The sequence below is a fragment of the Pseudomonas sp. THAF187a genome (genome assembly GCF_009363395.1).
GTDB lineage: Bacteria > Pseudomonadota > Gammaproteobacteria > Pseudomonadales > Pseudomonadaceae > Aquipseudomonas > Aquipseudomonas khazarica.
In genome coordinates, this window is sequence record NZ_CP045349.1 from 2,333,567 (window position 1) to 2,349,762 (window position 16,196).

General features: G+C 65.9%; 21 protein-coding genes. 12 read left to right on the top strand and 9 right to left on the bottom strand.

The window, feature by feature from the left end:
- The first annotated feature begins 181 nt into the window (after window positions 1-181).
- Window positions 182-1,201: a protease SohB gene (sohB, locus tag FIV02_RS10880; RefSeq protein WP_152488601.1), complete on the top strand. Its 1,020-nt coding sequence runs from the start codon at window positions 182-184 to the stop codon at window positions 1,199-1,201.
- A 48-nt stretch (window positions 1,202-1,249) separates the two neighbouring features.
- Complete coding sequence (locus FIV02_RS10885; protein ID WP_152488602.1) at window positions 1,250-2,239, top strand: YhdH/YhfP family quinone oxidoreductase; 990 nt, start codon at window positions 1,250-1,252, stop codon at window positions 2,237-2,239.
- A gap of 39 nt (window positions 2,240-2,278) precedes the next feature.
- Here the strand turns inward: FIV02_RS10885 and FIV02_RS10890 are convergent, their stop codons facing one another.
- The gene (locus tag FIV02_RS10890) at window positions 2,279-2,716 is read right to left on the bottom strand and encodes a hotdog fold domain-containing protein (RefSeq protein WP_152488603.1); all 438 of its coding nucleotides are present in this window, start codon (window positions 2,714-2,716) and stop codon (window positions 2,279-2,281) included.
- A 104-nt stretch (window positions 2,717-2,820) separates the two neighbouring features.
- On the opposite strand from FIV02_RS10890, the gene FIV02_RS10895 reads away from it, so the two are divergent.
- Window positions 2,821-3,405: a TetR/AcrR family transcriptional regulator gene (locus FIV02_RS10895; protein WP_152488604.1), complete on the top strand. Its 585-nt coding sequence runs from the start codon at window positions 2,821-2,823 to the stop codon at window positions 3,403-3,405.
- Here the strand turns inward: FIV02_RS10895 and FIV02_RS10900 are convergent.
- Window positions 3,402-4,169: a class III extradiol ring-cleavage dioxygenase gene (locus tag FIV02_RS10900; RefSeq protein ID WP_152488605.1), complete on the bottom strand. Its 768-nt coding sequence runs from the start codon at window positions 4,167-4,169 to the stop codon at window positions 3,402-3,404. The two genes, FIV02_RS10895 and FIV02_RS10900, sit on opposite strands and share 4 nt — an antisense overlap.
- 105 nt (window positions 4,170-4,274) lie before the next feature.
- Between FIV02_RS10900 and FIV02_RS10905 the strand changes: the two genes are divergently transcribed.
- Window positions 4,275-4,931, top strand: coding sequence for a thiopurine S-methyltransferase (locus tag FIV02_RS10905; protein WP_152488606.1), 657 nt, complete (start codon window positions 4,275-4,277; stop codon window positions 4,929-4,931).
- A gap of 58 nt (window positions 4,932-4,989) precedes the next feature.
- On the opposite strand, the gene htpX is transcribed toward FIV02_RS10905, so the two are convergent.
- From htpX to FIV02_RS10920, 3 genes are all read right to left on the bottom strand, one after another.
- Entirely contained in the window at window positions 4,990-5,862 is an 873-nt protein-coding gene (gene htpX / locus FIV02_RS10910; RefSeq protein ID WP_037051867.1) for a protease HtpX, read from the bottom strand.
- A gap of 93 nt (window positions 5,863-5,955) precedes the next feature.
- A complete protein-coding gene (locus FIV02_RS10915) occupies window positions 5,956-6,402 on the bottom strand; it encodes a hypothetical protein (protein ID WP_037051868.1) in 447 nt (148 codons plus the stop codon).
- Between the two features lie 6 nt (window positions 6,403-6,408).
- On the bottom strand, window positions 6,409-7,620 hold the full coding sequence (locus FIV02_RS10920; protein ID WP_037051869.1) for a pyridoxal phosphate-dependent aminotransferase: 1,212 nt from the start codon (window positions 7,618-7,620) through the stop codon (window positions 6,409-6,411).
- A gap of 280 nt (window positions 7,621-7,900) precedes the next feature.
- Between FIV02_RS10920 and msrB the strand changes: the two genes are divergently transcribed.
- Window positions 7,901-8,296 carry a peptide-methionine (R)-S-oxide reductase MsrB gene (gene msrB / locus FIV02_RS10925; RefSeq protein ID WP_037051870.1) on the top strand — a complete coding sequence of 132 codons (396 nt, stop codon included), beginning with the start codon at window positions 7,901-7,903 and terminating at the stop codon, window positions 8,294-8,296.
- A 37-nt stretch (window positions 8,297-8,333) separates the two neighbouring features.
- On the opposite strand, the gene FIV02_RS24810 is transcribed toward msrB, so the two are convergent.
- Window positions 8,334-8,507, bottom strand: coding sequence for a PA1571 family protein (locus FIV02_RS24810; RefSeq protein ID WP_167519224.1), 174 nt, complete (start codon window positions 8,505-8,507; stop codon window positions 8,334-8,336).
- 147 nt (window positions 8,508-8,654) lie between these two features.
- Here FIV02_RS24810 and FIV02_RS10930 point away from each other — a divergent pair, with 147 nt between their 5' ends.
- The 5 genes from FIV02_RS10930 (at window position 8,655) to FIV02_RS10950 (ending at window position 12,953) form a co-directional block, all read left to right on the top strand.
- Window positions 8,655-9,770 (top strand): ATP-NAD kinase family protein, encoded by a 1,116-nt coding sequence (locus FIV02_RS10930; protein WP_152488607.1) that lies wholly within the window; start codon window positions 8,655-8,657, stop codon window positions 9,768-9,770.
- 9 nt (window positions 9,771-9,779) lie between these two features.
- Window positions 9,780-10,370, top strand: a complete 591-nt coding sequence (locus tag FIV02_RS10935; RefSeq protein ID WP_152488608.1) for a DUF1287 domain-containing protein — start codon at window positions 9,780-9,782, stop codon at window positions 10,368-10,370.
- Entirely contained in the window at window positions 10,367-10,801 is a 435-nt protein-coding gene (locus FIV02_RS10940; RefSeq protein WP_047584302.1) for a thiol-disulfide oxidoreductase DCC family protein, read from the top strand. Before FIV02_RS10935 ends, FIV02_RS10940 begins: the two co-directional genes overlap by 4 nt.
- A gap of 200 nt (window positions 10,802-11,001) precedes the next feature.
- Window positions 11,002-11,187 (top strand): DoxX-like family protein, encoded by a 186-nt coding sequence (locus FIV02_RS25235; protein WP_371923253.1) that lies wholly within the window; start codon window positions 11,002-11,004, stop codon window positions 11,185-11,187.
- A gap of 8 nt (window positions 11,188-11,195) precedes the next feature.
- Window positions 11,196-12,953: an ABC transporter transmembrane domain-containing protein gene (locus tag FIV02_RS10950; RefSeq protein WP_152488609.1), complete on the top strand. Its 1,758-nt coding sequence runs from the start codon at window positions 11,196-11,198 to the stop codon at window positions 12,951-12,953.
- On the opposite strand, the gene rhtA is transcribed toward FIV02_RS10950, so the two are convergent.
- The 3 genes from rhtA to FIV02_RS10965 form a co-directional block, all read right to left on the bottom strand.
- Window positions 12,950-13,801 carry a threonine/homoserine exporter RhtA gene (gene rhtA / locus FIV02_RS10955; protein ID WP_150609431.1) on the bottom strand — a complete coding sequence of 284 codons (852 nt, stop codon included), beginning with the start codon at window positions 13,799-13,801 and terminating at the stop codon, window positions 12,950-12,952. The two genes, FIV02_RS10950 and rhtA, sit on opposite strands and share 4 nt — an antisense overlap.
- 70 nt (window positions 13,802-13,871) lie before the next feature.
- Window positions 13,872-14,153: a pyrimidine/purine nucleoside phosphorylase gene (locus FIV02_RS10960; protein ID WP_037051876.1), complete on the bottom strand. Its 282-nt coding sequence runs from the start codon at window positions 14,151-14,153 to the stop codon at window positions 13,872-13,874.
- Between the two features lie 139 nt (window positions 14,154-14,292).
- Window positions 14,293-14,841, bottom strand: a complete 549-nt coding sequence (locus tag FIV02_RS10965; protein WP_037051877.1) for an exonuclease domain-containing protein — start codon at window positions 14,839-14,841, stop codon at window positions 14,293-14,295.
- A 118-nt stretch (window positions 14,842-14,959) separates the two neighbouring features.
- On the opposite strand from FIV02_RS10965, the gene FIV02_RS10970 reads away from it, so the two are divergent.
- Together FIV02_RS10970 and FIV02_RS10975 are read left to right on the top strand one after the other, a co-directional pair.
- Window positions 14,960-15,832: an NAD(P)-dependent oxidoreductase gene (locus FIV02_RS10970; RefSeq protein WP_152488610.1), complete on the top strand. Its 873-nt coding sequence runs from the start codon at window positions 14,960-14,962 to the stop codon at window positions 15,830-15,832.
- Between the two features lie 74 nt (window positions 15,833-15,906).
- Window positions 15,907-16,158, top strand: a complete 252-nt coding sequence (locus FIV02_RS10975; protein WP_037051879.1) for a YkgJ family cysteine cluster protein — start codon at window positions 15,907-15,909, stop codon at window positions 16,156-16,158.
- Window positions 16,159-16,196 lie beyond the last annotated feature (38 nt).

Consider the following 16,196-nt stretch of genomic DNA (forward strand, 5'->3'; position numbering starts at 1 on the left):
ACGTTGAAGGTTTCGCGAGGTTATGAGGAAGCTCGGGGGCTGTCAATGAAAAAACATACGCTTGTTTGAAATGCTTGTATGGCATTCCTGAACCGCCATCGCGCTTGGCCGACCCGTTGCCGCGCCGGTATGCTTGGGCCTTTGTGCGCCCAGGCGCCGCTGTATTACCCAAGGGGGATCCGTGGAGTTTCTTAGCGAGTACGCCAGCTTTCTGGCGAAGACCCTGACCGTGCTGGTCGCCATCGTCGCGGTGTTGCTAGTGGTGGCCGCCACGCGCGGCAAGGGGCGACGCGGCAACGGCCAGTTGCAGGTGCAGAAGCTCAACGATTTCTACAAGGACCTGCGCGAGCGTCTCGAGCACAGCGTGCTGTCGAAGGATCAGCTCAAGACCGTGCGCAAGGCCGAGGCCAAGGCAGCCAGGCAGGAGAAGAAGGCACCGTCGAGCAAGGCGCGGGTGTTCGTGCTCGACTTCGATGGCGACATCAAGGCATCGGCCACCGAGAACCTGCGCCACGAGGTCACGGCGCTGCTGTCGATGGCCAGGGCCGATGACGAGGTGGTGCTGCGCCTGGAAAGCGGGGGTGGCATGGTGCACAGCTACGGCCTGGCATCCTCGCAACTGGTGCGTATCCGTGATGCCGGTATCCCGCTGACGGTATGCGTGGACAAGGTGGCGGCCAGCGGCGGCTACATGATGGCCTGCATCGGCGGGAAGATCCTCAGCGCGCCGTTCGCCATCCTCGGCTCCATCGGCGTGGTGGCGCAGCTGCCGAACGTGCACCGCCTGCTGAAGAAGCACGAGATCGACTTCGAAGTGCTCACCGCCGGCGAATACAAGCGTACGCTGACTGTATTCGGCGAGAACACCGAGAAAGGCCGGGAGAAGTTCCAGGAAGACCTGGAAACCACGCACGAGCTGTTCAAGGGCTTCGTCGCGCGCTATCGCCCGCAACTGGACATCGATGCCATCGCCACCGGCGAGGTCTGGCTGGGCATGGCGGCGCAGGAGCGGCTGCTGGTGGATGAGCTGAAGACCAGCGACCAGTACCTGGCCGAGCGGGCCGCCGAGGCTGAACTGTTCCATCTGCACTTCGCTCAGAAGAAGAGTCTGCAGGAGCGTGTCGGCCTGGCTGCCAGCATGGCGCTGGACCGCTTCGTCCTGACCTGGTTGAGTCGTCTCAATCAGCAGCGTTTCTGGTAGCGCTTCGTGTACGGCGTACAGCGCGAACAATGACAAGAGGAGAGGGTGATGACTGAGTTCAAGGCCTTGCTGGTCAGCGAAGACGCCACTGGCGGCTTCAAGCGTGAAGTGGTCGGGCGCAACGTCGAACAGTTGCCGCAGGGCGAGCTGTTGATCCGGGTGCGCTACTCCTCGCTCAATTACAAGGATGCACTGTCCGCCAGCGGCAACCGTGGTGTCACCAAGGCGTATCCGCATACGCCGGGGATCGACGCCGCCGGGGTGGTCGAGGCGTCCGGCGTGGCCGAGTTCGCGGTGGGCGACGAGGTGATCGTCACCGGCTACGACCTGGGCATGAACACGGCGGGCGGTTTTGGCCAGTACATCCGCGTGCCGGCTGCCTGGGCGATCAAGCGCCCGCAGGGCTTGCCGCTGCGCGAGGCGATGATCCTCGGCACCGCCGGACTGACTGCCGCACTGTGCGTGGACAAACTGGAGCAGGCCGGCGTGGTTCCCGAGGCCGGCACGGTGCTGGTCACCGGCGCCACGGGCGGCGTTGGCAGCATTGCCGTGGTGCTGCTCAAGCAGCTGGGCTACCGGGTCGCTGCCGCGACCGGCAAGGCCGAGCAGGGTGATTTCCTGCGTGGGCTCGGGGCCGACGAGATCGTCAGCCGCGAGGAGCTGCAGCAGGGTGGGGAGCGTCCGCTGCTCAAGGAGCGCTGGGCTGGCGCGGTGGACACCGTGGGCGGCGAGATTCTGTTCAACGTGGTCAAGTCGCTGCGTCACAGCGCCAGTGTGGCCTGCTGCGGGCTGACGGCCGGCGTTGGCTTCCAGGCCAACGTGCTGCCGTTCATCCTGCGTGGGGTCAACCTGCTGGGCGTGGACTCGGTGGAGCTGCCACTGGTGGTCAAGGCGTCGATGTGGGACAAGCTCTCGCTGCAGTGGAAACTCGATCTTGCGCCGCTGTGCCAGGAAATTGGCCTGGCGGAGTTGCCGGCAGCCATCGAGCGCATACTTTCCGGCGGCATGGTCGGCCGTATCCTGGTGCGGCTGGACTGAATGCAGGTACGGGGCCCGTCGATGACGGGCCTCGTGTTTTCAGGCCTGGCTGACGTACATGGTGATCTGGGCGCGGAACACCGGCTTGTCGCCCACGTAGGCCATCACCGGCACGTTGATATCGCCGGTCTGGCTCCAGTCCACCGCGCTGCCGTCGGCCACCGTGCGGATGTCGCCATCGGCCTTGGCCAGGTATTCCACCGTCATGCCCTTGGGAATCCAGCGGCAACCGCTGGCAATCGAGGCATCGGTCATGCTGCCGGCGGCCAGTTCCGCCGCATTGCACAGGGCGATGGCGTGCACCGTACCGATATGGTTCAGCACTTCGCGACGCTTGGCGAAATGCACCTCGGCGTAGCCGGGGCGCAACTCGACCATCTGCGGGGCGATGCTGGCGAAGTAGGGGGCGACCTGGCCGATCATCGCGCTGAACTGGGCAGCGCCGGCCTGCTGGAACATCTGCAACATCTGACTCATGACTCTCTCCTGCGTGTCTGCGATTGAAGATGAGCGCGCGCCGAGGCAGTATACGAGCGTTAGAAAATTATTCTAGAAATATATTCTAGTCAGCAAGGAGCGGCATGGCCCGTCCATCACGCAAAGACGAAATCCTCCAGGCCGCACTGGCCTGCGTCACCGAGCAGGGGGTCGATGGCACCACCATCGAGATGATCCGTGACCGCTCCGGTGCGAGCATCGGCAGCCTGTATCACCACTTCGGCAACAAGGAGCGGATCATCGCTGCGCTGTACATGAGCGGCACCGCGCAGTACGCGCAAATGCTGCAGAGCGGTTTCGCCAGTGCTGACAGTGCCGAGGCCTGCGTCAGGCTGCTGGTGACCAGCTACATCGACTGGGTGGTGGCCAACCCGGACTGGGCGCGCTTCATTCTGCACAGCCGCAGCCGGGTCGAGGCGGGGGAGATGGGGGATGCGCTGCGCGAGGCCAACCGTGAGCACTTCGCGCAGATTTTCGCGGCGCTGGCCGAATACCGTCAGCAGGGGCTGTTCAAGGCACTGCCGGATGACTGCTTCGCCTCGGTGGTGATCGGCCCGGCGCAGGACCTGGCGCGCAACTGGCTGGCTGGGCGGACCCGCAGCGAGCTGCGCGATTGCCGCGAGCTGCTGGCGCAGATCGCCTGGGACAGCGTGAGGAACGGCGGCTAGTCGAAGCGATAGATGTCCATGCCCAGTGCGCCGTAGGTGAAGCCTGTGTGCGCCACGGAGAAGCTGCCGCCAGCGCCACGGGCGAAGAACAGCGGTAGCAGGTGCTCTTCGCTGGGGTGGTTGCGTACGGCGCTTGGCGCCCGCTGGCGGTAGTGGTGCAGCGCCTGCTCGTCCCCGGCTTCGAGTCGCTCCACCATCCAGTCGCGAAACGCCTTGGCCCAGGGCGTGATGACATCCGGCCCGGCCCGCCAGTCCAGTTCGCCGAGATTGTGGGTGATGCTGCCGGAGCCGATCAGCAGTATGCCTTGCTCGCGCAAGCTCGCCAGCGCTCGGCCCACGCGTGTCTGCAGCTCGGGGCCGAGCTGGCTGGGCAGCGACAGTTGCAGCAGCGGGATGTCCGCGTCCGGATACATCAGTGACAGCGGGACCCAGGCGCCATGGTCGAAGGGGCGACGTGCGTCCAGCTCGGCAGGCAGGCCGGCGGCGTCCAGTTGCCGGGCGATCGTCTCGGCCAGCTGCGGAGCGCCGGGTGCCGGGTATTGCACGGCGTAGAGCGCCGCTGGAAAGCCACCAAAGTCGTGCCAGGTTTCCGGTCGTTCAGCCGCCGTGAGCAGCAGGCGCCGGCTTTCCCAGTGCGCGGAGACCACGAGGATGGCCTGCGGCCGCGGCAGTTCGCTGGCCAGGCGCGCCAGTGCCGGGCCGCTGGCGCCGGGCTCCAGGGCGAGCATGGGGGAACCGTGGGAAATGTACAGGGAAGGCAGCATGGAAGTTGGCTCCTGAAGTAGGATGTGGCCATCTTCGGCGCTGGAAGTATCGACTTCCAGTATAAATTATTGAGTATTCCTATCGAATTTCATGGAGGGTTTCTGATGCACGAGGCGTTCTGGCAGGATCGTTGGGCGCGTAGCCAGATTGGTTTTCACCAGGAGAAGGTCAACGGCTACCTGCGTCGTCACTGGTCTGCCCTGGGGTTGCCGGCGCAGGCGACGGTGCTGGTGCCGCTGTGCGGCAAGAGCCTCGACCTGGCCTGGCTGGCGGAGCAAGGGCATGCGGTGATCGGCGTGGAGCTGGCCGAGCGCGCCGTGCAGGATTTCTTCGCCGAGCGCGATGTGCAGCCGCAGATCTCGCAACGCGGTGCATACAAGGTCTATGCCGCCGGCAACCTGCAGATTCTCTGTGGCGACTTCTTCGCCCTGACTGGCGAGGACGTTGCCGGGTGCCAGGCGTTCTATGACCGTGCGGCGCTGATCGCCTTGCCGGCCGAGATGCGCGAGCGCTATGCCGCGCACCTGCTGGCGATATTGCCGGCTGCCTGTCAGGGGTTGCTGGTGACCCTGGTCTACGACCAGCAGCGCATGGATGGCCCGCCATTCTCGGTCGAGGATGCCGAGGCCGAGCGCCTCTTCAGCGGGGGCTGGGCGCTGCAGGAGGTCGAACGCAAGGATGTGCTGAGCGGCAATCCGCGCTTCAGCGAGAACCAGCTCGAGGCGGTGGACGAGGTGGTGTTCCACCTCACGCGGCGCTGATTCGGCAGCGGCATGAAAAAGGCGACCCTGGGGTCGCCTTTTCTTTTGCGGCTGTCGATCAGCCGAGGCGGCGCAGCGCCTCGATGCGGTCTTCCAGCGGCGGGTGGCTCATCAGCAGGCCGGCGAGGCCATTCTTCAGGCCACCGTTGATGCCGAAGGCGGTGAGGCTGTCGGGCATCTGCACCGGCACGCCCTGTTCGGCACGCAGGCGCTGCAGGGCGGCGATCATCGCGCCGGTACCGGCCAGGCGGGCGCCGGCTTCGTCGGCCTTGTATTCGCGCTTGCGCGAGAACCACATGACGATGATGCTGGCCAGGATACCCAGTACCAGTTCGGCGAAGATGGTCGCGACGAAATAGCCGATGCCGTGACCTTCCTCGTTCTTCAGGATCGCCTTGTCGACGAAGTTGCCGAAGATGCGTGCGAAGAACATGACGAAGGTGTTCACCACGCCCTGGATCAGCGCCAGGGTGACCATGTCGCCGTTGGCGACGTGGCCGATCTCGTGGGCCAGCACCGCGCGTACTTCATCCGGCGAGAAACGCTCGAGCAGGCCCTGGCTGACGGCGACCAGCGCATCGTTCTTGTTCCAGCCGGTGGCGAAGGCGTTGGACTCGTAGGCCGGGAAGATGCCGACTTCCGGCATCTTGATGCCGGCTTCGCGGGACAGCTCCTCGACGGTCTGCAGCAGCCACTGTTCGTGGCGGGTGCGCGGCTGGGTGATGATCTGCGTGCCGGTGCTCATCTTCGCCATCCACTTGGAGAGGAACAGCGAGACCAGCGAGCCGGCGAAACCGAACACAGCGCAGAAGATCAGCAGGCTGCCGTGGTTCTGGCCAGTGAAGCGGTCGACGCCCAGCAGTTTGAGAGTGATGCTGGCGATAACCAGGACCGCCAGGTTGGTGGCCAGGAACAACATAATGCGCATCATGGTGTGAACGGACTCCTCACGGGAAAGACGTACGAGTAATGCGGGCTATATAAGGGCGCGCCCCCGGGGCTTTCAACCGGCGACTATTTCAAACTATGTCTCTTGGCCGTGCAGCGTGCTCTCGAACAGCAGGCGAGTCAGCCGTGCGGTGCGCTCGCCGTGGCGCTGCGCCAGGGCTTCGCGCAGCTGGAAGGCCAGCGTTGCGTGCACGCGGCGCACGCTCGGCGGCAGCACTTCGCCTTCGCGCAGGGCGTGGGGAATGGAGCGCGACAGGCGCAGGAAGCCTTTCTCGGTCAGCACCGCCTGATCCAGCGCGTCGTAGGCGATGGTCGACTCGAAGCGCAGGTAGCCTTCCTCGGCCAGCCACAGCAGTGCGCCGAGACAGGCCTGATGGCGTTTGCTGGGCAGGCCGAACTCATCCGGCTCCTCACGCCCTATCAGGTCTTCCACGTACAGCGCCATCTTGCGCGGGAAGGCCTGGTAGAGCATGAGCAGGCCGCTGGCCGCGTCCTTGTAGAAATCGTCTATCTGCAGGTCCATGCCGGTTTACTGGCTGTAGCCCTTGAGGAAGTTGCCGATGCGGCCGATGGCCTGCTCCAGGTCGTCGACACGGGGCAGGGTGACCACGCGGAAGTGGTCGGGCCAGGGCCAGTTGAAGGCGGTGCCCTGCACGATCAGCAGCTTTTCCGAGAGCAGCAGGTCGAGGACGAACTTCTCGTCGTTGTGGATCGGGCAGACCTTGGGGTCGATCTTCGGGAACGCGTACAGCGCGCCCATGGGCTTGACGCAGCTGACGCCGGGGATGTCGTTGAGCAGCTCCCAGGCGCGGTTGCGCTGTTCCAGCAGGCGGCCGTTGGGCAGCACCAGGTCGTTGATGCTCTGGTAGCCGCCGAGGGCGGTCTGGATCGCATGCTGGCTCGGCACGTTGGCGCACAGGCGCATGTTGGCCAGGATGTCGAGCCCTTCGATGTAGCTCTGTGCCCGGTGCTTGGGCCCGGAGATGGCTACCCAGCCGGAGCGGAAGCCCGCCACGCGGTAGCTCTTGGACAGGCCGTTGAAGGTCAGGCAGAGCACGTCCGGTGCCAGCGAGGCGGTGCTGATGTGCACGGCTTCGTCGTAGAGAATCTTGTCGTAGATCTCGTCGGAGAAGATCACCAGGTTGTGCTGGCGGGCCAGTTCGACGATGTCCTGCAGGACTTCCCGCGAATACACCGCGCCGGTCGGGTTGTTCGGGTTGATCAGTACCAGCGCCTTGGTGTTCGGGGTGATCTTGGCGCGCATGTCGGCGATGTCGGGGAACCAGCCAGCCTGTTCGTCGCACAGGTAGTGCACCGGCTTGCCGCCGGACAGCGCCACAGCGGCGGTCCACAGCGGGTAGTCGGGCGCCGGGATCAGCACTTCGTCACCGTTGTTGAGCAGGGCCTGCATGGCCATGACGATCAGTTCGGAGACGCCGTTGCCGAGGTAGATATCCTCGATGGAGACGCCTTCGACCTGCTTCTGCTGGTAGTACTGCATCACCGCCTTGCGCGCGCTGAACAGCCCCTTGGAGTCGCTGTAGCCCTGTGCAGTCGGCAGGTTGCGGATGACGTCCTGGAGGATCTCTTCCGGTGCTTCGAAACCGAACGGTGCCGGGTTGCCGATGTTCAGCTTGAGGATGCGGTGGCCTTCCTCTTCCAGGCGTTTGGCGTGCTTGAGCACGGGCCCGCGGATGTCGTAGCAGACGTTGGCGAGCTTGTTCGATTTGCTGACCTGCATGTATGGGATCCCGATCTATGAAGAACCCACCGGCTCAGGCTGCCGAGATTCCCCGTGGGTGAGTCTTGGCAGCCTGTAACGTGGGTGACAGACTGGGGTCGAATCATACGTGGCGACCTGATCGCGGCAAAGGTACCAGTCGGGCTTTTTTCATGCCTGCTACCCTGGCAACGAGGCGGAGGATGGCGGCAGTGCCGTGCGGACTGCGCCTGGACTGGCCGCGATCACGAAGATTCACCGTCGCCACCGTTCACCTGATCGTCGAGGAGGAAAGCAGCCCGTGGATAAAGTCGACAAATCCCTGGAAACCTGGCGCGAAGAGCTGTCGCAGGAGCAATTTCACGTGTGCCGCCTGGGGGGCACGGAGCGGCCGTTCACTGGCGAGTACCATGACAGCAAGACACCGGGTATCTACCATTGCGCCTGCTGCGGCGAGGCGCTGTTCGATTCCGCTGCCAAGTACGATTCCGGCAGTGGCTGGCCGAGCTATTTCCAGCCGGTCAACGACGAGGTGGTCGCCAGCGTCGATGATTTCAGCCACGGCATGCACCGCATCGAGGTCAAGTGCGCCAAGTGCGACGCCCACCTGGGGCATGTGTTTCCCGATGGGCCACGGCCTACCGGGCTGCGTTACTGCATCAACTCGCTGTCGCTGAAACTGGTGCCGCGCGATTGAGCCTGCGCGCCAGGCTCGATCCTGTCTGGCGTGCGATTCAATCCGGCTCGTCGCTGGCCTGGCGGTTTTCTTCCAGTTCGCTGCAGGCGCGCTGGATCATGTCTTCTGTGATGGGCACTTCGCGGCCTTCGGCGTCGATGACGAAGCCCCCGACCGGCAGCTGCCGGGTCGATGTGTCGGGGCGTTGGGCGGCGTTGTCGTGCAAGCTCATGGCCTGTCTCCTGATCAGTGATGCGCGCCATTCTAGGAAGTCCAGATGAAGGCGCGGTGACAGCTGCGACGGCGGAATTCCGTCACGAAACACAGTGCGAAAGTGGTATTGCAGGCTGCGTGCCAGCCTGCGTGGAACGAGGAATACATGTCGCGTTTTCATGTTGGGCTGATCATCAATCCATTGGCCGGGCTTGGCGGTCCGGCTGCGTTCAAGGGCAGCGATGGCATGGCCGAGCAGGCGCTGGCGCTGGGTGTCGAGGCCAAGGCGGCGCAGCGTACGCGTACCGCGCTCGAACAGCTGCAGGGCTTGCATGAGCGTATCGAGTTCGTCACCTATCCCGGTGCCATGGGCGGCGATCTGCTGGCGCAGATGGGTTTCGAGCACCGCCTGCTGGGCTCGCTGGCTGCGCAGCCGACCACTGCCGAGGATACCCGGCGCGCCGTGCAGCAACTGCAGGATGCCGGTGTGGCGCTGATCCTCTTCGCCGGGGGTGACGGGACGGCGCGTGATGTCTGCGCGGTGGTGCGAGAGGGGCAGCCGGTGCTGGGCATCCCGGCCGGGGTGAAGATCCAGTCCGGGGTCTATGCCATCAGCCCGCGCGCGGCGGGCGAGTTGACCGCTCGCCTGGTGGAGGGCGGCCTGGTGCGCCTGGCCAGTGGCGAGGTGCGCGATATCGACGAGAGCGCCCTGCGTGAGGGGCGCGTTACCGCGCGCTGGTACGGCGAGCTGTGCGTGCCGCAGGAGGGCGGCTATGTGCAGGCGGTCAAGCAGGGTGGCATGGAGTCCGAGGAGCTGGTGCTGGCCGACCTTGCTGCCTGGCTGGAAACGGAGTGGGAGTCGGGCGTGCGCTATGTGTTTGGCCCCGGTTCGACCCTGCACGGCCTGGCGCAGAATCTGGGACTGGAAACAACCTTGCTGGGCGTCGACGTGATCGAGGATGGTCAGGTGATCGCCCGCGACGTCAACGAGGCCGAACTGTTCGCCCTGGTCGCCGGCCATTCCGCCTACATCCTGGTGACCGCCATCGGCGGCCAGGGGCATGTCATCGGCCGTGGCAATCAGCAGATCAGCCCGCGCGTGCTGCGCGAAGTCGGCCTGAAGCGCCTGCGGGTGGTCGCCACCAAGCGCAAGCTGGCGACGCTGGAAGGCCGCCCGCTGCTGGTCGACAGCGGCGACGTGACGCTGGACGACGCCTTTCCCGATGCCGTGCGGGTCTGGGCAGGCTACAAGGAAGAATTGCTTTATCCCCTGAGTCGATAGGAGATCGAAATGCGGGTAGTGATGCTGTTGCTGGCCTGGTCGCTGGCGTTCGCCGCGCAGGCCATCGAGGCCGACCGGCTGGTGCTGGATGCGCGCAAGCAGGTGGGTGTGACCCTGAGCTATGACCCGGCGTACCGGCGCCTGAGCTACCCGGGCGGCGACGTGCCCATGGCCACCGGGGTCTGCACCGATGTGGTGATCCGGGCGTTGCGCGAGCAGGGGCTGGACCTGCAGGAGGCGGTGCACCGCGACATGCGCGGCAACTTCGCGGTGTATCCGCAGCACTGGGGGCTGAAGCGGGCGGACAGCAACATCGACCATCGCCGCGTGCCGAACCTGATGACCTGGTTCGCGCGCCAGGGCTGGTCCGTGCCGGTCAGCCAGGAGCCAGCCGCCTACGCGGCCGGTGATATCGTCACCTGGGATCTGGGGCGTGGCCTCACCCATATCGGCATCGTCAGCGACCGTCGGGCACCGGATGGCGTGCCACTGGTGCTGCACAACATCGGCCGTGGCACGCAGGAGGAGGACATCCTGTTCGCCTTCCGGATCACCGGCCATTATCGCCCGCAGGCGCAACAGGCGAGTGCCGCGCGATGACGCAGTCGAATCTGCCGCCGGGGCTGGCCGCTGGAGAGCGCGTCGTGCTGTTCGACGGCGTCTGCAAGCTGTGCAACGGCTGGGCGAAGTTTCTCATCCGGCATGACCCCGAACGACGCTTTCGTCTGGCCTCGGTGCAGTCCGCACAGGGTCAGGCGCTGCTGGCCTGGTACGGCCTGCCGACCGATCACTTCGACAGCATGGCGCTGATCGACGAGCAGGGCTTGCACCTGCGTTCCTCCGCGCTGCTGCGCATTCTCGCCAGGCTGCCCTGGCCATGGCGCGGGTTGAGCTGGCTGCGCCTGGTGCCCAGGCCGCTGCGTGACTGGTGCTATGACCGGATCGCGCTGAATCGCTACCGCCTGTTCGGTCGGCATGACGTCTGCCTGCTGCCCACGGCCGACCATGGCGAACGCTTCCTGCATGACTGAGCCGCGTCTGGCGCGGATCGCCTGGCCCTGGCGCTGGCGTTCATCTGGCATGGGTTGGCGCCGAAGATCCTCTGGCTCAGTCCTGACGAGGTGGCGATGATCGGTGCCCATGGGCGCCCGCAGCACCCGCTGTTTGCGCCGGAGCTGATCGCCCGCATCGCCGGCGTGGGGGAAAGACTCCGGGTATCGTTCTGCTGACGATGCGTCGCCGGAGCTGGCCGCTGCGGGTCGCTGTCGCGGTATTGCTGGTGCTGCGGCTTGATGTTGCGCTGTTCAGTCCCCATCTGTTGCTTCAGGCGTTCAACCCGCTTTCCACCAACCTGGCTGCGCTGGCCTTGTGCGCACTGGCCTGGCTGGCCGAAGCGCCCTCGGCTGCTGACTCCTGAGACCTGTCATGACATCGATGCTTTCTTCTCGCCAGCGTGGCGCCGTCCGCCTGGCCTGGCGCTTCATCGCGCCGTATCGCGGCCGCGTGCTGGGTGCACTGCTGGCGCTGTTGTTCACGGCGGCCATCACCCTGTCCATGGGCCAGGGCATCAAGCTGCTGGTGGACCAGGGCCTGGCCACGCAGTCACCGGCCGCGTTACGGCATTCCCTGCTGCTGTTCTTCGTGCTGGTGCTGGCACTGGCGTTCGGCACCTACACGCGGTTCTACCTGGTGTCGTGGATCGGTGAACGGGTGGTCGCCGACATCCGCCGGCGGGTGTTCGATCACCTGATCGAGCTGCACCCCGGTTTCTACGAGAGCAACCGCAGTTCGGAGATCCAGTCGCGGCTGACCGCCGACACCACCTTGCTGCAATCGGTGATCGGTTCATCGCTGTCGATGGCGCTGCGCAACCTGATCATGCTCATCGGCGGCAGCATCCTGCTGGTGGTCACCAATCCCAAGCTCAGCGGTATCGTGCTGCTGGCCTTGCCGCTGGTGGTGGCGCCCATCCTGCTGTTCGGCCGACGCGTGCGTGCGCTGTCGCGGCAGAGTCAGGATCGCGTGGCCGACGTCGGCAGCTACGTCGGCGAGGTGCTGGGGCAGATCAAGACCGTGCAGGCCTACAACCACCAGGATGAAGACAAGCGGCGTTTCGGCGAGTCCGCCGAGGCGGCCTTCGACGTCGCACGCAAGCGCATCGCCCAGCGCTCCTGGCTGATCACGGTGGTGATCGTGCTGGTGCTCGGCGCGGTGGGGGTGATGCTCTGGGTCGGCGGCATGGATGTCATCGCCGGGCGCATTTCCGGTGGCGAGCTGGCGGCCTTCGTGTTCTACAGCCTGATCGTCGGCTCGTCCTTCGGTACGCTGAGCGAGGTGATCGGCGAGCTGCAGCGTGCAGCCGGGGCAGCGGAGCGCATCGGCGAGCTGCTGCGTTCGCGCAACGCCATCGTGGCGCCGGAACGGCCGCAGCCGCTGCAGCGGCCGGTGCAGGGGCGCATCGAATTGCAGGGGGTGCGCTTCGCCTATCCGTCGCGTGCGGACAGCTATGCCATCGATGGCGTCGACCTGCAGGTGGCCGCAGGCGAGACGCTGGCGCTGGTGGGCCCCTCCGGGGCCGGCAAGTCGACCCTGTTCGATCTGCTGCTGCGCTTCTTCGACCCGCAGCAAGGGCGCATCCTCATCGACGGGGTGCCGATCGATCAGCTCGATCCGCGTGAGCTGCGAGCCTGCTTCGCGCTGGTGTCGCAGAACCCGGCGCTGTTCTACGGCTCGATCGAAGACAACATCCGCTATGGCCGCCTGGATGCGAGTCAGGCCGAGGTCGAGGCCGCTGCGCGCGCCGCGCATGCGCACGAGTTCATCCAGCGCCTGCCGCAGGGCTATCAGACTCATCTGGGCGAGGCGGGGCTGGGCTTGTCCGGTGGGCAGCGCCAGCGCCTGGCGATTGCCCGCGCCTTGCTCGCCGATGCGCCGATCCTGCTGCTGGACGAGGCGACCAGTGCGCTGGACGCCGAAAGCGAGCACCTGATCCAGCAGGCGTTGCCGTCGCTGATGGCCGGGCGCACGACCCTGGTGATCGCCCACCGTCTGGCCACGGTGAAGCAGGCCGACCGCATCGCGGTGATCGAGCGCGGGCGTCTGGCCGCCATTGGCCGGCATGCCGAGCTGATCGACAGCAGCACGCTGTATGCGCGCCTGGCAGAGCTGCAGTTCGGCAGTTAACGTTGCGGCTTGATGGTGGCGGCGGCGCCGGTCGAGGCGATGATGATCGCCGCCACGGCCAGCCACTGCCCCCAGAGCAGCTTCTCGCCGAGGAAAATCAGGCCACAGAGCGCGGCTATCGCCGGCTCCAGGCTCATCAGCACGCTGAAGGTGCGCGCGGGCATGCGTGTCAGGGCGATCATTTCCAGGCTGTACGGCAGCGCCGATGACATCACCGCCACGCCGAGGGCGATGGGCAGCAGGTCGAGGTCGAACAGGTCGCCGCCGGCGTGCCAGAGGCCGACCGGCAGGACCAGCAATGCGGCGACCCAGGTGCCCAGCGCGACGGTGTGACGGCCATGCTGCGCGCCGGCTTTCTGGCCGAAGATGATGTACAGCGACCAGCACACGCCGGCGCCAAGTGCCAGACCCGCGCCGAGCGGGTCGATGGCGCTTTGCGTCGCGCCGGTGGGTAGCAGCAGCCACAGGCCGGCGATGGCCAGGATCACCCAGACGAAATCCAGCAGGCGTCGCGACGAGAACAGCGCCAGGGCCAGCGGCCCGGTGAACTCCAGGGCGACGGCGATGCCCAGCGGAATGCTCTGCAGCGACATGTAGAACAACAGGTTCATGCCGCCGAGGGCCAGGCCATAGGCGAGCAGGGCATGGCACTTGCGCAGGTCCAGCCTGGCGCGCCAGGGCTGCATCACCAGCGACAGGATGATCGCGCCAAGCACCAGGCGCAGGGCCGTGGTGCCTTCGGCGCCGACCAGGGGGAACAGGTTCTTGGCCAGCGATGCGCCGCTCTGGATCGAGGTCATGGCCACCACGAGCAGGGCGATGGGGACAAGGAGGGCGGAGCGTGGCATGAGGCTGTGTCCTGGTGCTGTTCAACGAAAAAACCGGCCGCAGGGGCCGGTTCTTCATGAGGCTTGCGGCTTAGCGGTATTCGCAGAGGTACGCGGTATCCACGGCGACCTTCAACTGAAACTTGCTGTTGGCCTCGACGGTGAACTGGCTGCCGGCCTCGAAGGTGGTCCAGCTGTCAGTGCCCGGCAGCTTGACGGTCAGGGCGCCGGCCACGACGTGCATCACTTCCAGCTGGCTGGTGCCGAACTCGTATTCGCCCGGGGCCATGACGCCGAGGGTGGCCGGGCCTTCAGCCATGCTGAAGCCGATGGATTTGACGGTGCCGTCGAAGTACTCGTTGACCTTGAACATCTGCGATTCCTCGGAAGTGGGTGGACAAACTGCTGGGGGCCATTTGCAACGTCGCCTGGCGCCGCCCCGAAGGCAGGCCGCCACGGCGGGCATGGCCACAAAAGGGGCGCCAGTATGCCCAAGCGCCTTTTTTTCGTCATCACCCTTTGATGGGCAGTACCAGCGGCAGCAGGCGAGCGGTGTTGCGGGCATCCTCGAGCGCACGGTGCTGCTGCCCCTGAAACTGCATGCCGGCCAGTTGCAGGGCGCTGTGCAGGCCTACCGGGCGCTGCAGCTGGCGGGCCTTGGCGAAGGCCTGCTTGAGGTTCAGGTGGGGCACGTCGGCGAGCAGGCTGAGGAGTTGGTGCTGGCGCCACTCCTGGTGCAGCTGGCGGCGGTCGTAGTCGCCCCAGCTGCTCCAGCCGACCAGGCGCGGCGCATGCTGCGTCAGCCAGCGCTCGAACTGCGCCCAGACCTGGGGCAGTGGCGCCGCGCTGTCGACGTCCGCCTGGGTGATGTGGGTGAGCTGACGGCAGAAGTCGGTCAGGCAGGGGCGTCGTTGCGGCCTGACGATGCGCTGGAAGTGGTCGCGTTCATGGCCGTCCGCTCCGACCAGGCTGGCACCGATCTCGATGATTTCCATTTCTTCCACCGGCCAGCCGCCTTCGTCGGTCGTGGCTTCCAGGTCGATGACCAACCAATGTCCCATTGGCACTCCTTAGCGTCCGATGCCCGGTTCGAGCGGGTCCGCTGGCAGTATGGAAGGGCTTTCCGGCGAGGGCAAACGTCGTGTTAGGCTCTGCCGCCTATGTCCGCAGGAGGTTGCTATGGCTAAGGTCGCGTTTATCGGCTTGGGCGTGATGGGGTATCCGATGGCCGGGCATCTCGCCCGCAACGGTCACCAGGTGACGGTGTACAACCGCTCGCCGGGCAAGGCCGAGCAATGGCTCGGCGAGTACGCCGGCAGTGCGGCGCCGACGCCGCGCGAGGCCGCGCAGGGCGCCGAGCTGGTGATGTGCTGCGTGGGCAACGACGACGATCTGCGCAGCGTGATCCTGGGTGAGCAGGGCGCCTTCGCCGGGATGTCGCCGGGGGCGATCCTGGTCGACCACACCACGGCATCCGCCGATGTCGCCCGCGAGCTGGCGAACATAGCCGCCGAGAGCGGACTGGGCTTTCTCGATGCGCCGGTCTCCGGTGGCCAGGCGGGGGCGGTCAATGGTGTGCTGACGGTCATGGTGGGCGGCGAGGCGGAGACCTATGCGGTGGCCGAGCCGGTGATCCAGAGCTACGCGCGGATGATGCGCCTGATGGGGCCTGCGGGCAGCGGGCAGTTGAGCAAGATGGTCAACCAGATCTGCATTGCCGGCCTGGTGCAGGGCCTGGCCGAGGCGCTGAACTTCGCGCAGTGCGCCGGGCTCGATGGTCAGGCGGTGGTCGATGTGATCAGCAAGGGCGCCGCGCAGTCCTGGCAGATGGAGAACCGCTACAAGACCATGCTGGCCGGGAAATTCGACTTCGGCTTCGCCGTCGACTGGATGCGCAAGGACCTGTCGATCCTGCTCGAGGAGTCGCGCCGCAACGGTGCGCAGTTGCCGGTGACGGCGCTGGTCGATCAGTTCTACGCCGACGTCCAGGCCATGGGCGGTGGACGCTGGGATACCTCCAGCCTGCTGGCGCGCCTGCAGCGTAACCGCTGATCACGAAAGCCCTCGACTGACGGCGCGCGGCTCATTAGCATCGCGCCGTTCGTTCTGCCTCGTCGAGGTTCCCCATGGAATGCCGTGCCGGCTGTGGCGCCTGTTGCGTCGCGCCCTCCATCAGTTCGCCCATCCCTGGTATGCCCGACGGCAAACCGGCGGGTGTGCGCTGCATTCATCTGTCCGTCGATGCGCTCTGTGCCCTGTTCGGCAAACCGGAGCGGCCGCCCGTCTGCTCGGCGTTCAAGGCCGAGGTCGAGCTTTGCGGCGACAGTCGCGACAGCGCCATTCGCATGCTCGGCTGGCTGGAGCAGGCGACGGTCTGACGGCTGAACCCGTTTCCCCTTGCTGCGGTCGAAACGCA